We start from the raw sequence: 16,661 nt of genomic DNA, 5'->3' as shown, positions 1-16,661 counted from the left end.
AATAGGATAAGCAATACCTAATGGGAGAGGCGGATCAGATTAATGGATATCTACACAATCGGACATTCCAGCCATTCAAAAGAGTTTTTTGACGAGATGCTAAAATCTCGATCTATCGAACTTTTAGCAGATGTTCGGGCATTCCCGGGAAGCCGCAAGTGGCCACAATTCTCAAAAGACGAATTTCCAGTCTGGCTTGAAGCAGAAGGATTCGCATACGAACACTTCCCGAAGCTCGGTGGCAGGCGACGAAAGTCGAAAGACATGGAAGAAGACCGGAATGCAGGCTGGCGCAACCAGTCTTTTCATAACTATGCGGATTACACACTGACAGAAGAATTCCAAGAGGGCATAAAAGAATTATTGGAGAAAGCGGCTGTCAAACGGACGGCGTATTGTTGTTCAGAGCGCCATCCTGCGCGTTGCCACCGTCTGCTGATCAGCAATTATCTGACCGCAAGCGGCCATCGCGTCTTGCACATCATCGATGGAAAAAAAGGGGCGGTCGATATTGTTGAGCATGAAGTGGGCATGTGGGGAGCCAAGACTGTGGTGGATGCCAAAGGTATAGTAACTTATCCAAAAGAGGAATAAACCACAACCAAAAAACCTGCAGACCTTGTGAAGGATCTGCAGGTTTTCTTCTGTCCTGATGATGGTCTTGGGCGTTTTAGAATCTTTTGCTCGTCAGACGGCCAAGTAAAAAGGCTCCAGCAACCACCCCGATTGCAGCATTGGTCTTTTTGGTGAATACCTGCTTCACGACCAGGTTTAAATTCTGTGGGCGCTCTGCCAGTCTTCGCATAAAGTAGCCATACCAGTCTGTACCGAAAGGAATGTACGTGCAGAAATTGTAGCCTTGTTCCGCCAGCTCCAGCTGCATTTCCTTGCGGAAACCATAAAGCATCTGGAATTCGAATTTTTCTTTCGGAATGCTATGGTCAATCACGAATTGTTTTACGTGGTTGATGACATTGTGGTCATGTGTCGCAATGGAAGTGAATTTGCCGTTCAATAGATGATACTCGATCAACTCAATAAAATTGGCATCAATTTCTTCTTTGGTTTGATAGGCAACTGCTTCTGGTTCTTTGTAAGCGCCTTTGACAATGCGCAGGCGGTACTTGCTGTATTTTTGAATGTCTTCCTCGGCTCTGAAGAAATAGGATTGAATAACAGTCCCGATATTGTCATAGTCCTTCGATAATTCTTCCAACAAGTCGAACGATGGCTGCAGGCGCGCATAATTTTCCATATCAAAATTAATGAAAATGTCAAAAGCGGACGCTTTTTCGACGATTTCCTTGATATTTTCAAGACAGAAATCGTAATCGATGTCCAACCCAAGCTGTGAAGGTTTTAAGGAAATATGGGCATCCACTTGATGTGCATGGATAGCATCCACGACACCCAAGATTTGTTTTTTTGCGTGTAAAGCTTCTGCTTTGTCGTGGACAAATTCACCCAGATTATCGATGGTGCAGCTGATTCCTTGTGCATTCAGTTCTTTGATGCTGCCCATTGCTTCTTCGATATTGGTTCCAGCGACAACACTATGTGCCCCCAGCTTAAATCCGTAATTTTGTGCGGCTTTATTTAAAAGTTGGTTTTCTGAAAGATGCATAAAGAAATTTTTAACGATCATTTTTATTGCCCCAATCTTCTCTGTATTTTTTACGGAACAAATTAGTGGAGGGAAATCTAAATTATGTTTTAAAAAACATCTAGACGCAAAATAATTTTGCATTAATAACTATCCCTATCTATAATAATGCAAAATTATGATGCATTTTGCAATCTTTATTTTTTCTATTTTGATATTTATTGAAGTTTTCAGTCAATAAAGAGACAAATAGTGAAAATTTCAGTGTGCACTTTCAGAAGTTATGGACTTTGTTAAACTGGAATCAGAAGAAAAATCAATAATTAAAGGAGGGGGCGAATGGAAACTGACTATCTCTTTGAAACTCAGCGGCTTGGTTTCAGAAGTTGGAAAACGCAGGATCGGGAACCGTTTGCAGCTATGGCGGCAGATCAAGAAGTGATGCGCTATTTTCCAAAAACGTTGATGAAGGATGAAGCGGACCTTTTAATTGACCGCTTTAACGCACATTTTGAGGATAAAGGGTATACCATGTGGGCCGTGGAACGCAAAGAAGACAGGGCGTTCATTGGATTTATTGGTCTGTTGGAAATCACCATGCCCATCGAAGGACAAGGGGCAGCGGAAATTGGCTGGCGTTTGGACAAGCGCTATTGGAAACAAGGCTATGCGCTTGAAGGGGCGAAAGGCTGTCTAGCGTATGCATTCGGTCCTTTGGATATGGCAGAGGTCTATTCCTTTACTTCAACGACCAATCTCCCTTCGGAAACTGTTATGAAAAGGATCGGTATGAAAAAAGTAGGCGAATTTGAACATCCGAAACTGGATTCCAGCAGTCCGCTGAAGAAACATGTGCTATATAAAATCCATAAGCTGGATGCCGTAAAAGAATATGAAGAATGATGAGGTGCAACATGAAAAAGCATGTGTTGGAGAATTTCAATGAATTGGCAGGCATCTATGAGAAAATGGGAGATGCAAATAATCTTTATAATACGCAATACGAACGGCCAGCGATGATGCAGCACATTCCTTTCACGATGGAGGGGATGAGAGGACTCGATGCGGGCTGTTCGGCAGGCTGGTATTCCAAACAATTGGCCGATCGAGGGGCACAAGTGACAGCCGTAGACTTGAGTCCCGAAATGGTCAATGCTACACAAAAGCTGCTTGGCGAAAAAGTGGAAGCCCTGTGCTTGGATTTGGAAGAACCTTTGCCTTTTGACGACCATCGTTTCGATTTTATTGTAAGTTCCTTGACCTTGCATTACTTGAAGGATTGGCAAGGGGTTTTTTCGGAGTTCAGCCGCGTACTGAAGCCAGGAGGGAGTTTTCTGCTGTCGATCCATCATCCTTTGACGGATCTGCAGCTGTTGGACGATGCTCATTATTTTTCGACTGAATTGATTGTCGACCAATGGAATAAGGCAGGAAAAATTTACAATATGCCATTTTATCGCCGGCCGTTAAGTGAAATCCTTAATACGCTGCTAAGCTTTTTTTCAATCGAGCAAGTGATAGAGCCAAAACCAACAGCACAATTTAAGGAATTGGCACCTGAACAATATGAACGATTGTTGAAGAGCCCAAATTTCCTGATTTTGAAAGTCCGAAAAAAATAAAAAACAAAACAATCCCCCCACTCGGTACAACCAAGTGGGGGGAATTCATGTTCTATTCGTCTTTATTGCACATGCAACGTTCACATTCGTAGATGATAGACTGGTGCTGCTCCTTGATTTCGCATCCGCACTCGCGGCATTCTTTCATTGAGCGTGTCTCATATGTTTTAGTCGTTTTCATAATGATCTCCTCCAATAGGTTAATTTGGTTTGAATGCCGTGGCGTTGGAAAGGATGCTAATCAGTAGACATGTGTTGCTTACTTAGTTGTTGTGAATTGAGCGGTTTCAGTCGAGCCCTTCATAGCAGTTGTCGAGCTTGTACCGCCCGAAACGATCTGTGAAATCTCATCGAAGTAGCTTGTACCAACTTCACGCTGGTGGCGTGTCGCTGTGTAGCCTTTCGATTCGTTGGCGAATTCAGCTTGCTGCAGCTTCGAGTATGCCGCCATGCCGTTGTCTTTGTAATCGTGAGCAAGTTCGAACATGCTGTGGTTCAATGAGTGGAAGCCAGCCAATGTAACGAACTGGAACTTGTAACCCATCTTGCCAAGTTCAACCTGGTATTTCGCGATTGTTTCTTCATCAAGCTTCGCTTTCCAGTTGAATGAAGGTGAACAGTTATAGGCAAGCAATTTGCCAGGGAATTCAGCATGGATGGCATCAGCAAATTGTTGAGCTTCTTCCAGGTTCGGGTGGGACGTTTCACACCACACAAGATCCGCATAAGGTGCATATGCCAGGCCGCGTGCGATAGCTTGGTCAATTCCTGCGTTCGTACGGTAGAAGCCTTCAGGTGTGCGTTCGCCTGTGATGAAAGCATGGTCGCGTGGATCGATGTCGCTTGTGATCAAATCAGCTGCATCTGCATCCGTACGGGCGATGATGAGGGTCGGTACGCCGAGTACATCAGCTGCCAATCGGGCTGCAGTCAGGTTTCTTACTGCATTTTGAGTTGGAAGCAATACTTTGCCTCCCAAATGTCCGCATTTTTTCTCGGAAGCCAATTGATCTTCAAAGTGGACGCCTGCAGCTCCTGCTTCGATCATCGCTTTCATCAATTCGTAGACATTCAGCGGTCCGCCAAAGCCGGCCTCTGCATCTGCTACGATTGGTGCGAACCAGTCAAAGCCTTCTGTGCCTTCAACGCCATCGATTTGATCTGCACGTTGAAGCGCCTGGTTAATTTTCTTCACTACATCAGGTACTGAATTGACCGGGTACAAACTTTGGTCAGGGTACATCTGGCCTGCAGAGTTTGCATCCGCAGCTACTTGCCAGCCGCTCAGGTAAATTGCTTTTAATCCTGCTTTAACTTGTTGAACTGCCTGGTTGCCAGTTAATGCGCCGAGTGCATTTACAAAATCTTCTTCGTGAATCGAGCGGAACAAGCGTTCAGCACCTTTTCTCGCCAATGTATGTTCAATCTGGATAGAACCGCGAAGCTTTACGACTTCCTCAGCTGTGTACATACGTTCAATGCCGTTCCAGCGTTCGTCTTGTTCCCAGCTCTTATTCAGTTCCTCGATTTGTTGTTGTTTGTTTGCGACCATGTCATCCATCCCTTTCTGATTTGAGAATCAACAATCTGTGTTAGTACAGTTTGTTTTCTTGTTAATTAATATATAACAGAAAGAGATGGTTGTCTTCAAAATTGGACAAAAGCGATTATTTACCGATAAGGGACGACTATTCGCGATAAAGAAGAGAGAGTATTCTGATATCCTGTTTCAATACAGTTTTAGGAGAAGTATGAGGAAAGGGGAAGGTGAGGACGATGGAAGCGAATAGGAGGATGCAGACTGGCGATGGATGCAAAAAGTACTGTTGAAGAAGCAGTGATTTTGGACAAACCGTTTAGAAAAACATACCGTCTCTACATAATAACCATTCAATCATGCAATCTTTGAATTTGATTCCTTTTAATATATAGAAGGAACAGAAAAAATTTAAGAGGAAAACTGTGCTTAAAACCTTGCCACAGCTAATTTGAAAAGAGGGACCCAAGGCACTCTCAAAGCAGTTTCTTCTATATAATAGAAGCTCTTATAGAATGACGATAAAAATTGACAAGTGCACACACGTTCAGAAGGCATACAGAAAAAGGAAAGGATGATCTATTATCCATCATTAGGCTGAATCCATAAAAGCAATAGAACAGGATTTTCGTTCATCGAAAGTGGTTCTTGCCCGCGATAAAGTAAAAAAAACAGCTGCAGCTAGGAAGAAAGCTGCGGCTGTTTCTATAAGGGAATATTTTTAAAAGCTTATTAGCGGTCCAATCCTTTTCCCATCCCCTTCAGGAAGTTAAGGCCGAACTTGATGGTGCGGTTGATGTCAGGGTCTCTGAATGCTTTTACCAGCTGGAGCACCCCAAGTTTTTTGCCATTATTATTTTGAGTTTCCGCTTCTTTTAAGCCATTGACGACACTCGAAGCCAGCTTGCCTGTTGAAGCCGGATCAATCGCTGTCAGTGCGCCTGCTGCACTCATCATATTATTGATGAGGTTGGTCACCGGTTCACGTGTTGCCTGGCCCATGACCACTTCGGCAATGCCTTCTTTCGCTTTGACCATCGCGAGGACAGCATCCAAGACACCTGCATCATCCAAATCACCAGTAATGGCCAATAATTTATTAAGCGCCTGATCCTGTTCGGCAATCAGCGTTTCCAATTCGTAGAGTTTTTGCTGACGGATTTCGTCAGCGGTCCATTCCTTCTTCTTGATCTGCGTTATTGGGCTTGCCATTGGACATCACCTTTCTATCGTTGATCTGTCAGGTGCACATAACCTTCACGTGCCCATTTGCGTTCCACTTCGATGCCGGATACTGGCGTCCGTTTCTTGTCCCGCGGATTTGATTTTGGCAGCGGGCGTTTGACATGGTCTTTCAGCACTTCCATCCGGACCTTGGTCTGTTTATAAGCCGGCGTATTGGTACGCTGATCGACAGCCGGTCCAGTCAGGAAATTGATGGCCGTTTCTTTGTTTGTTGAATTCATCGGCATGAACAATTCATTGCCTTTTACTCGCCCTGTAACGATGACGGGCAATTTCAATGCGCCGTAAGGGGAGACGAGGCGGACAGTTGATCCATCTTCCAGTCCACGTTCTTTAGCCAGCTGCGGAGACACTTCAACGAAAGTTTCCGGCAGTTTGGAAATGATCCCTCTTGATTTATCGGTCATATTGCCTTCATGGAAATGCTCCAGCAAACGGCCATTATTGATATGCAGATCGTACTCGACCGGGAACACTACTGGTTCTACCCAATCGGACAATGCAAAACGCGCTTTTTTGTCCGGGAAATTAAAGCCATCGGCATAAAGGAGTGGGGTGCTTTCTCCTTCAAGGCTGCCCCAAAGGAAGCTGTTCCAACCTTCCATGTTCGTGTAATCGGCTTTTGCGAACAATGGAGACAGACTCGCCATTTCTGCAAAAATTTCACTTGGGTGGCTGTAGTTCCAGCCTGCACCAAGGCGGTTGGCGATTTCCTGGACGATCCACCAATCCGCTTTCGAATGGCCGAGTTCAGGAAGTGCTTTATACAGACGCTGAACGCGGCGTTCTGTATTGGTGAAAGTACCGTCTTTTTCAAGTGACGGGGCTGCCGGAAGGATGACATCTGCGTATTGGGCGGTCCGTGAGAAGAAAATGTCCTGTACGACGAAAAAGTCAAGTTTCGCAAGAACTTCATCTACGTGGTTGGCGTTCGAATCGACCAATGCCATATCTTCACCGACAACATACATGGCCTTCATGATGCCTTCGTCAACAGCCTGCAGCATTTGGATATTATCCATACCCGGCTTGTCGTCGATTTTCACTCCATAAGCCCGTTCAAATTTTTGGCGGGCAGCGTCATCTGTAACATGCTGGTAGCCCGGAAGCCAGCCTGGCAATGAGCCCATGTCGCAAGCTCCTTGAACATTGTTGTGGCCGCGCAGCGGGTATGCGCCAGCTCCTGGCCGGCGATAGTTTCCAGTCGCCAGCAAGAGGTTGGAAATTGCAGCGGACGTGTCAGAACCACCGGTATTTTGCGTGACTCCCATGCCCCAAAGGATGCAAGTGCCGTCAGCATCACGGATCATTTCAGCTGTGCGGATCAAGGTTTCCTTGGAAACGCCACTGCGTTGCTCGGCATAGTCCAATGTGTACTGGTCCAGCACTTCTTTAAAATCATTGAAATAATTGACGTTGTCATCGATGAATTGCTGATCATGCCAGCCTTGGTCGATCATGTATTTCGTTACAGCCATCAGCCATACCTGGTCCGTGCCTTGTTTCGGCGTAATGAAGATATCCGAGCGTTCGGCCATTTCATTTTTGCGCATATCGGCAACAATCAATTTCTGGCCATGCAATTTGTGCGCGCGTTTGACGCGAGTCGCTAATACGGGATGGCCTTCTGCCGGGTTGGCGCCAACAATGATGACGAGTCCCGCGCTGGCGATGTCTTTGATGGTTCCGGCATCTCCGCCCATTCCGACTGTACGGAACAAACCGTCTGTCGCAGGGGATTGGCAATAGCGTGAGCAGTTATCGACGTTATTCGTTTCAAATACCTGGCGGCTCAGCTTCTGTAAGATGTAATTGTCTTCATTGGTGATTTTCGAAGACGAGATGACACCGATTGAATCTTTGCCGTTTTGTTCTTTGATCGTTTTGAATTTCGAAGCGACTAAATCAAGCGCTTCTTCCCAAGTAGCTTCGACAAACTCACCATTTTTGCGGATGAGGGGAGTGGTGATGCGCTCTTCGCTATTGACGAAGTCCCAACCAAATTTGCCTTTTACGCAAGTGGAGATGGCATTGGCCGGCGCTTCGGAAACAGGCTGGATCTTCAGGATTTCACGGTCTTTAGTCCAGATTTCAAATGAACAGCCGACACCGCAGAATGTACAGACTGTTTTGGTTTTTTTCGTCCGTGTTTCACGCATCGTTGCTTCTGCATCCGATACGGCCATGATGCCGCTATAGCCCGGTTCAACGTCTTTCACCAAATCAATCATCGGCTTCAGGATTTTCTCCGGAATGGCGGTCATGAAACCTGCTTCACCAAGCATCGATGTTTCCATCAAGGCATTGCACGGACAGGCAGTAACACATTGGCCACAGCTGACGCAGGAAGAATCGTTGATTTTGGCGCCGCCGTCCCACAGGACAATCGGCCGGTCGCGTGACCAGTCCATCGTCAAAGTTTCATTGACCTGGAGGTTCTGGCAGACCTCGACACATTGGCCGCAGGCGATACATTGGTTCGGATCATACCGGTAGAACGGATTGGTTAAATCAACTTCATCGACTGTACACTTCGGTTCGAACGGGTATTTTTGGTGTTCAATTTCCATCATGTCGACAGTGTTGTGGACTTTGCAGTTGCCATTGTTATTGTCGCAGACTGTGCAGTACAGCAAGTGATTCTCAAGAATCCGGTCCATGGCTTCGGTTTGCGCTTCCTTGGCGCGCGGGGAAGCCAATTGGACTTCCATACCGGCAGTTGCTGGAGTTGAACAGGCACGAACAAGCTTTCCGTCAACTTCAACGATACATGTGTCACAGGTTTCGATCGGGTCGACTTCAGGCATATAACAGATTTGCGGATGAAGAATCTTTTCTTCGTTGAGCACCTGTAAAATGGTTTTTCCCTGCTCGAACTCGACAGGGGAACCGTTAATCTTAATGGACATGCCAAAACCTCCTTCTTATGATATGCAGCATCCAGCTTTTACAACGGACGTTTGACCTGCCAGCCTCCTCGGCATAGGGGAATCAAACTGTCCGCAAAAAAGGGATAAAAAAATTCCACCATGAAAAACACACTTGACAAGTGCATCTGTTTCATAGTGGAATAGTGTCTTAACAGGACTTGTTAAATGACCAATCCAAATATATAGGGTAAAGTGAAAGCGCTGTTGCATTAAAATACAGCAACACCAACATATGCTATTATTATATACAGTAAAAATGAGATGCACAACTAAAATTGGTACTAGTCAAAAAATTACAAGTCCGAAAGAGGAGAGGATCTACATGTCCAGACAGATCCATGAATTCAATGACATCATTCGAAAGTTGCGGAAAAACCTTTTTGGAAAAGGTCCCGAACGCATACAGACTGTCTTTGTTAATGATATGGCCATCGCGACTTTATATGGGAATTTGAGCCCCTCAGAACAATTCATTGCCAGAACACCGGAAGGCAGAGAAATGGTCCACACTGCGCGCACCCGGATGATCCAAAGTGTCTATGCCACATCAGCACCGGAAGGCATGGAGGAATTGGTCGGGGCCAAATTCGTCCATCTATTCTCAGACATCAAAGTTGAAGACGACATCGCCGTATCTGTATTTCTGTTTGACCGGCCGATTGACCAAAATGGACAGCCAGGAGGCAAAACCGATGCAACAAGATAAAGCACGAAAAATCCTGCGCTACGAAAAAGGCGGGTTTATCGAAAAAGAAGACCGTGTTGTTGTCGAACAACCGGCTACCATTAAAATAAACGGCAAAGAGTTTATCACTATCGTCTGTTCACCTGAGCATATGGAAGAAATGGCCATCGGTTTTTTGGTATCTGAGCGCATCATCCCCAATTACCGGGACATCCAGGAAATCCGGGTGGAAGAAAAAACGGGAACGGTCCACATAACCGCTGAGAAAGTCTATCCATTTTTTGAGCAGCTCCAGAACAAGCGGTTCATCAGTTCCTGCTGCGGCATGAGCCGACAGGGATTTGTCTTTGCGCATGATGCTATGATTGCTAAAAAAATGTCCGATGTCAGCGTAACGCTAACCCCGGAAAATTGCTTTCAGCTTATGGAGGGGATGGCGGCTTCAGCTGAAATGTTCAAGCAGACAGGCGGCGTCCATAATGCGGCGCTTTGTGACGCGAACGGCATCATCGTTTCGCGCATGGATATCGGCAGACATAATGCACTCGATAAAATCTACGGCTATTGCCTGGTGAACAATATTGACGTCCGCGACAAAGTCATCGTCTTCAGCGGGCGGATTTCATCAGAGATTTTGCTGAAGGTAGCGAAGATCGGCTGTGAAATTGTCCTGTCGAAATCCGCACCAACAGAATTGGCATTGACTTTGGCAGACGATTTGGGCATCACCGCTGTCGGCTTTATTCGCGGTGGATCGTTCAATCTGTATACGCACCCTGAACGGATTGTCAGTAAAGAAACTTCTGCAACTTAGTAAAAAAATAGAGTGACAAAAAAAGGGAAGGGTGCTATGCTTCTAATCGTCTAAATATTTCGGTTATTAAACAGAGGCAGTTCTGAGCTGTATATTCCAGCCATCGCAGTGTTTATTGTGATTTTACTTATTCCCAGTTTGGTATTTCCTGCCTGCCTAGTCGAAATACAAATGACCGCAATTCCTAAAACTGATGATTTTCACTGTTGGAAATCATTTTATATAAACACAAGCAATTGACTAGGAGGTTAGGGAAATGAAAAAGAAGCCGAAAAACAGATGGTTAATCGCATTATCTGCAGTAGGAATACATATTTCGATCGGCTCCGTCTATGCATGGAGCAATTTTACCAATCCACTGATTGACCAGTTTGGGTGGTCCACCAGCCAAGTGCAGCTGACATTCAGCATCGCCATCCTGTTCCTGGGATTATCGGCAGCCTTTTTCGGCAGCTTTGTAGAGAAATACGGTCCGAGAAAAGCGGGATTAGTAGCAGCCTTTTTCTTCGGTGCCGGCATCATTGGCTCGGGCTTTGCTGTAAGCGCTTCCTCTTTGCCGATGCTCTATGTGTTTTACGGAGCGCTTGGGGGAATCGGGCTTGGCATCGGTTATATTGCGCCGGTCTCCACATTGGTCAAATGGTTCCCGGATCGCCGCGGTTTGGCTACTGGCCTTGCCATCATGGGCTTTGGCTTTGCCGCAGCCATCAGCAGCCCCATTATGGAAATGCTCATCACTTCAGTTGGAGTGGAACAGACTTTTTATATTTTAGGAGCAGCCTATTTGATCATCATGACCCTGTCATCCCTGTATCTTGAAAAGCCGGAAGAAGGCTGGATGCCTGCAGGCTTTGAAGAAAAAATAAACACCGGCAAAGCTGAACGGAAAATCGACTTGTCCCAGCTGACGGCCAACGAGGCAGTAAAGACAAAGCGCTTTTATTACTTATGGTTTATGCTATTCATCAACGTCACATGCGGAATCGCGATTTTATCGGCGGCCAAACCGATGGCAATTGACAGCATCGGCATGACTACCGTCCAGGCAGCGGCTTTGGTTGGTGTCCTTGGAATTTTCAACGGCCTCGGACGTTTGGGCTGGGCGGCAATCTCCGATTACATCGGCCGACCGAATACGTATACGGCATTTTTCGTTATACAAATTGCGTTATTTGCATTATTGCCATTCACTACCAACGCAATTTTCTTCCAGATCATGCTGGCAATCATCTATACATGCTACGGCGGTGGATTTGCATCGATCCCAGCATACATCGCGGATATTTTCGGTACGAAACAATTGGGAGCAATCCATGGGTATATTTTGACTGCGTGGGCAGCAGCCGGCCTCGCAGGACCTTTGTTCGCCGCTTTCATGAAGGATAAGACGGGAAGCTATGAAAGCAGCCTGTTGTTCTTCGCCGGCCTGTTCGTAGTGGCTTTGATCATTTCACTGGTCATTCGTTTGGATATCCGGAGAATCCGTGCCAAAAATGGAGAAATAGCTGTAGCGCCAACTGCAGAAACCGTCAGCGATTGATAATAGAGACACCTTTGGATGTCATTCCAGAAATTAACAATGTGAAGAGGAAATGACTTCTTCATTTTCGACAGAAGTAAAAAAATCCAATCTTAAAAACAACCTTGAACGCTCCATTTGCCAAGGTTGTTTTTGTTTTATTCGAAAAGGTCAGTTTGACAGGCTCTCAGGCTTTGTATAAGTTTAATACGTATAGGTCCATTGTAAAAAATATCAAAGCTTTAAAGAGCTCCACATACATATGTAAATAATGCCAGCATTTTAATGAGTAGGAGCTGAAGAATAATGGTGGAAAAACGTAGGCCAATCTCCGTTTCAGAAGCACTCGAACGGGTTTTGTGCAAGGCGTCTCTAATCGGAAGTGAAAAGGTGGACCTGGAAGAAAGCTACGGCCGTATCCTCGCTGAACCGATCGTCGCTTCCAGTGATGTGCCGCCGTTCAACCGGTCTCCCTATGACGGCTATGCCATCCGTTCAGTGGATTCTGCCGGAGCATCAGGCGATAATCGGATCTCGTTTCGTGTCATTGACCATATTGGAGCGGGAGAAGTCTCGGCTGAAAAACTGAGGGCCAATGAAGCAATCCGCATTATGACGGGAGCCCAGCTTCCGGAAGGGGCTGACGCCGTTGTGATGTTTGAACAGACGGTCGAAACTGAACAAGGCATCACAATTCGAAAACCGTTTGAGGCACTCGAAAACGTCTCTTTGCAGGGAGAAGATGTCCAGAAAGGCGAAGTGGTCATCGATTGCGGAAGTTTGATCAATCCAGGCACAATCGCGTTGCTGGCGACTTTCGGCTATTCGCAAGTCGCGGTAGCGAAACAACCGGTTGTTGGAATCCTTTCAACCGGAACCGAATTGCTGGGGGTCGATGACGAATTAGTGCCGGGCAAAATACGCAACAGCAACGGACCGATGATTGTTGCCCAACTGAAGCGAATGGGTTTCCGCTGCAAGATGTACGGCATGTCGATTGACCAATTGGATGAAAGTTACGAAGTGGTCAAAAAAGCTGCGGACGAAACCGATTGCCTGATTACGACTGGCGGCGTTTCCGTCGGAGATTTTGATTTTCTGCCGGCGATCTATGAACGGCTCGGGGCTGAAGTATTGTTCAACAAAGTAGCCATGCGCCCCGGCAGTGTGACAACTGTTGCCGTCGCAAATGGCCGCTATTTGTTTGGATTGTCCGGAAACCCTTCTGCTTGCTTTACCGGATTCGAGTTGTTCGTGCGGCCCGCCCTGCTGAAGATGATGGGAGCGGGAAAACTATATTTGCCGCAGACAAAAGCGGTTTTAGGAGAAGATTTCACAAAAGCCAATCCATTTACACGTTTCATCCGCGCTTCTTACGACGGCGAAACAGTGTCACCGGCTGGATTCAATAAATCGAATGCGGTATCATCGATCGCACGAGGCAATGCGTTGATTGTGTTGCCTGGAGGCAGCCGCGGATTCCACAGGAGCGACACGGTTGATGTCCTCCTTCTCGGCATGGAAGAAGGGGCAAGCAAATGGCGGCTCTAAAGGTATTGCAAGTTGTCGGCTTCAAAAACAGCGGCAAAACAACACTGGCCTTAAATTTGCTGGAACAGGCTAAAAATAAAGGAAAGACGGTTGCGTTCATTAAGCACCATGGCCATGGTGGCCCGCTTGAACTGCCGAAAGCAGATACCGACAGCATGCGTTTGTTGGGAAACGGCGCTGATTGTTCCATTGCATATGGGGATGGCATCATACAAATGCATCAGCAAAAACAAACAGCAACAGTAGAAGAACTAGTTGACTATGCTTCTTTAGGGAATCCGGATTTGATTTTGGTGGAAGGCTTTAAAGAAGCGCCTTTTGAAAAAATTGTTTTGCTGCGTTCAGTTGAAGATAGCCTGGAGCTTCAAAAGCTGCAAAATATCGTCTTGGCAATTGCACCGGAAGAATTGCAGCTGGACAATATCCGGTTGATTCTTCAGAATGACAGTAAGCTATTACAGAATTGGTTTGCGAATTGGATGGTGATAGATAATGAAGGCATTTGAAATTGTAACAGAAGCGATCAACCCTCAAATTTACGCAGATTTTGTCTTGCGCCCTGAAGCGGGAGCAGTTACTTTATTCACTGGACATGTTCGTGAGTGGACAAAAGGGGTACGGACAATGTATCTCTCTTACGAAGCTTACGTGCCGATGGCAGAGAAAAAGCTGGCGCAGATCGGCGAAGAAATTGAACAGCGCTGGGAAGGGACGAAAGTGGCGATTGCCCACCGGATCGGCGAGCTGCAGATCAGTGACATTGCGGTTGTTATTGCGGTTTCATCGCCGCACCGGAAAACAGCCTATGAAGCGAATGAATACGCGATTGAACGGATAAAAGAAATTGTACCGATCTGGAAAAAAGAAATTTGGGAAGACGGCGAAGAATGGATCGGCGACCAGAAGAAAAAACCGGAAGGGGAATTGACATGATCCAATTGCATTATTTTGCAGGACTCCGTGAACAGACCGGTGTTTCTGAAGAACAAGTCGATATGGCCGGTCGGACTGTAGAAGACTTATGGCAATGGGCGACTGAGAAATACCCGGATTTTGTTTCCGGGGCAGCACGTGTGGCTGTCAATGAAGAATATGCGCTGCCGACGGATGTGCTGGAAACAGGAGATGTTGTGGCTTTTATCCCACCGGTAAGCGGAGGATGACAGTTCTTGTTGGAATCCTGTTGGCAGGCGGCCTGTCACGGCGGTACGGTTCCCCAAAGGCGTTTGCGGAACTAGAAGGAGAGTTGTTTTATGAAAGAGCTTATAACGCGTTAGCGGCTGTTTGTGATGATGTGGTCATCATTTCCAGACCTGAATTGATGGAACGCTTTTCATCCGATGCTGAAGTCGTTACCGATCTCGACTGGATTGAAGGACAAGGGCCGCTGGCGGGCATCCTGTCAGGGATGGTTGCCAAGAGAGCAGATAAATATTTCGTGCTGCCTTGTGATATGCCGTATGTAGGGCCTGCAGAAACAGCCAGGCTGTTGGATCTTGCAGACAACGCGTCAGACATTACAGCCTTATGGAACACAGTTGGAAAAATCCCGTTGTTCAGTATTTGGGATAAACGGGTAAAAGAACAGCTGCAGCAAGAGCTGGAGGCTGGACAATTCCGCGTCATGAAGTTTATGGAGAAAGTGGCTACCGAGTGGATCGATTCATCAGAAATCCATGAAGAGCCGCTTGTTTTCCGTAATGTGAACCAACCCGACGATCAAATGAGGGGGTGGCAAAATGGCCATTAAACCAGTACAGGACCAATTTCATCGCCCGATACGGGATTTGCGGATTTCGGTTACCGACCGCTGCAATTTCCGCTGTTCGTATTGCATGCCAAAAGAAGTTTTCGGAGATGATTATGCATTCTTGCCGAAGCAGGAATTATTGTCATTTGAAGAAATCCATCGCCTGACTAAAGTATTTGTGGCGATGGGTGTCAAAAAAATCCGGCTGACAGGCGGAGAACCCTTGATGCGCAGAGGGTTGCCTGAGCTTATTAAAAAAATCCTTTCGGTTGAAGGGGTGGAAGACATCGGCTTAACGACAAATGGCATGTTTCTTGGCAATCAAGCACAGGCCCTTTATGATGCAGGATTGCGCCGATTGAACATCAGCCTTGATGCCTTGGATCCTGAGCTGTTTGGAAAATTAAACGGCCGAGGTGTCGAACCTTCTCATATATTGAAGCAAATTGATTTTGCACAACAAGTCGGTTTTGAAATTAAAGTCAATATGGTGGTCCAAAAAGATGTTAATGAACAAGAAATTTTGCCGATGACGGCTTATTTTAAAGACCGGGGCATTACATTGCGCTTTATCGAATTCATGGATGTCGGCAACGACAATGGCTGGAGCTTTAAAAAAGTAGTGACCAAAAAACAGATTCTCGACAAACTGCAGACCGTCTATAAACTGGAACCTGTCGACAAAGATTATTATGGTGAAGTTGCGAAGCGTTACCGTTTTGAAGAAGGGGATGCCCAAGTCGGATTTATTACATCCGTTTCGGAATCTTTCTGTTCATCTTGTACGCGCGCACGCCTGTCATCTGACGGTAAATTTTACACCTGCCTGTTCGCAACCGGCCATTTTGATATTCGGGAATTGATTCGGAGTGGATTGACCGATGAGGAACTATTGGAAAAAATCTCAGCTGTCTGGGAACGTCGGGATGACCGCTACTCGGATGAACGCACTGAATTCACCGCAAAAAACCGCAATAAAATCGGCATGTCCTATATCGGCGGATAACAGGGGCAAATGAAAAAGGCGATTCCTGTAAACACAGGAATCGCCTTTTTCATTTGCTTATCTAGATGAGTCGATATGGTCCAAACCGTAAATGGAAAGGATAAATATTTCTCTTAGCGTTCTTCAACCGGCACATACGTCTGCATGCCAGGCCCGATGTATTCCGCACGCGGACGGATCAAGCGGTTGTTTGAGTACTGCTCAAGGATATGCGCCAGCCAGCCGGATGTGCGGGAAACCGCAAAGATCGGCGTGAACAGGTCGTGTTCGATGTTCAGGCTGTGGTAAACCGATGCCGAGTAGAAATCGACGTTCGGCGGCAGGTTCTTCTGGCCAGTGACGATTTCGTGGATCTTCACGGACATGTCGTACCATTTTTCTTCGCCGCGGATCTGCGTC

At 46.3% G+C, this 16,661-nt stretch carries 18 protein-coding genes; 12 read left to right on the top strand and 6 right to left on the bottom strand.

Going from position 1 to position 16,661, the window contains the following annotated elements; all coding sequences use genetic code 11:
* The first annotated feature begins 42 nt into the window (after window positions 1-42).
* Window positions 43-594, top strand: coding sequence for a DUF488 domain-containing protein (locus QMA04_RS11220; RefSeq protein ID WP_290185823.1), 552 nt, complete (start codon window positions 43-45; stop codon window positions 592-594).
* Window positions 595-670: 76 nt separating this feature from the next.
* Here QMA04_RS11220 and QMA04_RS11215 read toward each other — a convergent pair whose 3' ends face one another.
* The gene (locus QMA04_RS11215) at window positions 671-1,645 is read right to left on the bottom strand and encodes a proline dehydrogenase family protein (protein WP_290185821.1); all 975 of its coding nucleotides are present in this window, start codon (window positions 1,643-1,645) and stop codon (window positions 671-673) included.
* Between the two features lie 297 nt (window positions 1,646-1,942).
* Between QMA04_RS11215 and QMA04_RS11210 the strand changes: the two genes are divergently transcribed.
* Complete coding sequence (locus tag QMA04_RS11210; RefSeq protein ID WP_290185819.1) at window positions 1,943-2,506, top strand: GNAT family N-acetyltransferase; 564 nt, start codon at window positions 1,943-1,945, stop codon at window positions 2,504-2,506.
* Window positions 2,507-2,517: 11 nt separating this feature from the next.
* Window positions 2,518-3,225 carry a class I SAM-dependent methyltransferase gene (locus QMA04_RS11205; protein ID WP_203339656.1) on the top strand — a complete coding sequence of 236 codons (708 nt, stop codon included), beginning with the start codon at window positions 2,518-2,520 and terminating at the stop codon, window positions 3,223-3,225.
* Window positions 3,226-3,277: 52 nt separating this feature from the next.
* On the opposite strand, the gene yhfH is transcribed toward QMA04_RS11205, so the two are convergent.
* The 4 genes from yhfH to fdhF all read right to left on the bottom strand — a co-directional run bounded on the left by yhfH (window position 3,278) and on the right by fdhF (window position 8,916).
* Window positions 3,278-3,406, bottom strand: coding sequence for a protein YhfH (yhfH, locus tag QMA04_RS11200; RefSeq protein ID WP_191714442.1), 129 nt, complete (start codon window positions 3,404-3,406; stop codon window positions 3,278-3,280).
* 78 nt (window positions 3,407-3,484) lie between these two features.
* Window positions 3,485-4,777, bottom strand: coding sequence for an isocitrate lyase (gene aceA, locus QMA04_RS11195; RefSeq protein WP_191714443.1), 1,293 nt, complete (start codon window positions 4,775-4,777; stop codon window positions 3,485-3,487).
* Window positions 4,778-5,494: 717 nt separating this feature from the next.
* Complete coding sequence (locus QMA04_RS11190) at window positions 5,495-5,974, bottom strand: helical membrane plugin domain-containing protein (protein WP_191714444.1); 480 nt, start codon at window positions 5,972-5,974, stop codon at window positions 5,495-5,497.
* 14 nt (window positions 5,975-5,988) lie between these two features.
* Complete coding sequence (fdhF, locus tag QMA04_RS11185) at window positions 5,989-8,916, bottom strand: formate dehydrogenase subunit alpha (protein ID WP_290185816.1); 2,928 nt, start codon at window positions 8,914-8,916, stop codon at window positions 5,989-5,991.
* Between the two features lie 343 nt (window positions 8,917-9,259).
* Between fdhF and QMA04_RS11180 the strand changes: the two genes are divergently transcribed.
* From QMA04_RS11180 to moaA, 9 genes are all read left to right on the top strand, one after another.
* On the top strand, window positions 9,260-9,643 hold the full coding sequence (locus QMA04_RS11180; RefSeq protein WP_191714446.1) for a Na-translocating system protein MpsC family protein: 384 nt from the start codon (window positions 9,260-9,262) through the stop codon (window positions 9,641-9,643).
* Window positions 9,630-10,436, top strand: coding sequence for a formate dehydrogenase accessory sulfurtransferase FdhD (gene fdhD, locus QMA04_RS11175; RefSeq protein WP_191714447.1), 807 nt, complete (start codon window positions 9,630-9,632; stop codon window positions 10,434-10,436). Before QMA04_RS11180 ends, fdhD begins: the two co-directional genes overlap by 14 nt.
* Before the next feature lie 256 nt (window positions 10,437-10,692).
* Window positions 10,693-11,976, top strand: a complete 1,284-nt coding sequence (locus QMA04_RS11170) for an L-lactate MFS transporter (RefSeq protein WP_191714448.1) — start codon at window positions 10,693-10,695, stop codon at window positions 11,974-11,976.
* Window positions 11,977-12,261: 285 nt separating this feature from the next.
* A complete protein-coding gene (locus tag QMA04_RS11165) occupies window positions 12,262-13,506 on the top strand; it encodes a molybdopterin molybdotransferase MoeA (RefSeq protein WP_290185813.1) in 1,245 nt (414 codons plus the stop codon).
* Entirely contained in the window at window positions 13,494-14,012 is a 519-nt protein-coding gene (mobB, locus tag QMA04_RS11160; protein ID WP_290185811.1) for a molybdopterin-guanine dinucleotide biosynthesis protein B, read from the top strand. Before QMA04_RS11165 ends, mobB begins: the two co-directional genes overlap by 13 nt.
* Window positions 13,999-14,439, top strand: coding sequence for a molybdenum cofactor biosynthesis protein MoaE (locus QMA04_RS11155; RefSeq protein ID WP_191714451.1), 441 nt, complete (start codon window positions 13,999-14,001; stop codon window positions 14,437-14,439). Before mobB ends, QMA04_RS11155 begins: the two co-directional genes overlap by 14 nt.
* Window positions 14,436-14,669, top strand: coding sequence for a molybdopterin converting factor subunit 1 (gene moaD, locus QMA04_RS11150; protein WP_191714452.1), 234 nt, complete (start codon window positions 14,436-14,438; stop codon window positions 14,667-14,669). The genes QMA04_RS11155 and moaD overlap by 4 nt, the downstream gene beginning before the upstream one ends.
* Window positions 14,666-15,256 (top strand): molybdenum cofactor guanylyltransferase, encoded by a 591-nt coding sequence (locus tag QMA04_RS11145; RefSeq protein WP_191714453.1) that lies wholly within the window; start codon window positions 14,666-14,668, stop codon window positions 15,254-15,256. The genes moaD and QMA04_RS11145 overlap by 4 nt, the downstream gene beginning before the upstream one ends.
* A complete protein-coding gene (moaA, locus tag QMA04_RS11140) occupies window positions 15,246-16,262 on the top strand; it encodes a GTP 3',8-cyclase MoaA (protein WP_290185806.1) in 1,017 nt (338 codons plus the stop codon). Before QMA04_RS11145 ends, moaA begins: the two co-directional genes overlap by 11 nt.
* Before the next feature lie 113 nt (window positions 16,263-16,375).
* Here moaA and QMA04_RS11135 read toward each other — a convergent pair.
* The coding region (locus tag QMA04_RS11135; RefSeq protein ID WP_290185804.1) for a citrate/2-methylcitrate synthase at window positions 16,376-16,661 on the bottom strand (286 nt) is incomplete at its 5' end.

It is taken from the genome of Planococcus sp. APC 3900, from assembly GCF_030407735.1.
Classification (GTDB): domain Bacteria; phylum Bacillota; class Bacilli; order Bacillales_A; family Planococcaceae; genus Planococcus; species Planococcus notacanthi.
The sequence above is the reverse complement of the archived record's forward strand: the minus strand, read 5'-3'. Positions and strand labels throughout refer to the sequence as shown.

What these genes read in the sequence shown, in the direction of transcription:
- QMA04_RS11220 (WP_290185823.1), top strand. Translation starts at nt 43, where the DNA reads ATGGATATCTACACAATCGGACATTCCAGCCATTCAAAAGAGTTTTTT.
- QMA04_RS11215 (WP_290185821.1), bottom strand. Translation starts at nt 1,645, where the DNA reads ATGATCGTTAAAAATTTCTTTATGCATCTTTCAGAAAACCAACTTTTA.
- QMA04_RS11210 (WP_290185819.1), top strand. Translation starts at nt 1,943, where the DNA reads ATGGAAACTGACTATCTCTTTGAAACTCAGCGGCTTGGTTTCAGAAGT.
- QMA04_RS11205 (WP_203339656.1), top strand. Translation starts at nt 2,518, where the DNA reads ATGAAAAAGCATGTGTTGGAGAATTTCAATGAATTGGCAGGCATCTAT.
- yhfH (WP_191714442.1), bottom strand. Translation starts at nt 3,406, where the DNA reads ATGAAAACGACTAAAACATATGAGACACGCTCAATGAAAGAATGCCGC.
- aceA (WP_191714443.1), bottom strand. Translation starts at nt 4,777, where the DNA reads ATGGTCGCAAACAAACAACAACAAATCGAGGAACTGAATAAGAGCTGG.
- QMA04_RS11190 (WP_191714444.1), bottom strand. Translation starts at nt 5,974, where the DNA reads ATGGCAAGCCCAATAACGCAGATCAAGAAGAAGGAATGGACCGCTGAC.
- fdhF (WP_290185816.1), bottom strand. Translation starts at nt 8,916, where the DNA reads ATGTCCATTAAGATTAACGGTTCCCCTGTCGAGTTCGAGCAGGGAAAA.
- QMA04_RS11180 (WP_191714446.1), top strand. Translation starts at nt 9,260, where the DNA reads ATGTCCAGACAGATCCATGAATTCAATGACATCATTCGAAAGTTGCGG.
- fdhD (WP_191714447.1), top strand. Translation starts at nt 9,630, where the DNA reads ATGCAACAAGATAAAGCACGAAAAATCCTGCGCTACGAAAAAGGCGGG.
- QMA04_RS11170 (WP_191714448.1), top strand. Translation starts at nt 10,693, where the DNA reads ATGAAAAAGAAGCCGAAAAACAGATGGTTAATCGCATTATCTGCAGTA.
- QMA04_RS11165 (WP_290185813.1), top strand. Translation starts at nt 12,262, where the DNA reads ATGGTGGAAAAACGTAGGCCAATCTCCGTTTCAGAAGCACTCGAACGG.
- mobB (WP_290185811.1), top strand. Translation starts at nt 13,494, where the DNA reads ATGGCGGCTCTAAAGGTATTGCAAGTTGTCGGCTTCAAAAACAGCGGC.
- QMA04_RS11155 (WP_191714451.1), top strand. Translation starts at nt 13,999, where the DNA reads ATGAAGGCATTTGAAATTGTAACAGAAGCGATCAACCCTCAAATTTAC.
- moaD (WP_191714452.1), top strand. Translation starts at nt 14,436, where the DNA reads ATGATCCAATTGCATTATTTTGCAGGACTCCGTGAACAGACCGGTGTT.
- QMA04_RS11145 (WP_191714453.1), top strand. Translation starts at nt 14,666, where the DNA reads ATGACAGTTCTTGTTGGAATCCTGTTGGCAGGCGGCCTGTCACGGCGG.
- moaA (WP_290185806.1), top strand. Translation starts at nt 15,246, where the DNA reads ATGGCCATTAAACCAGTACAGGACCAATTTCATCGCCCGATACGGGAT.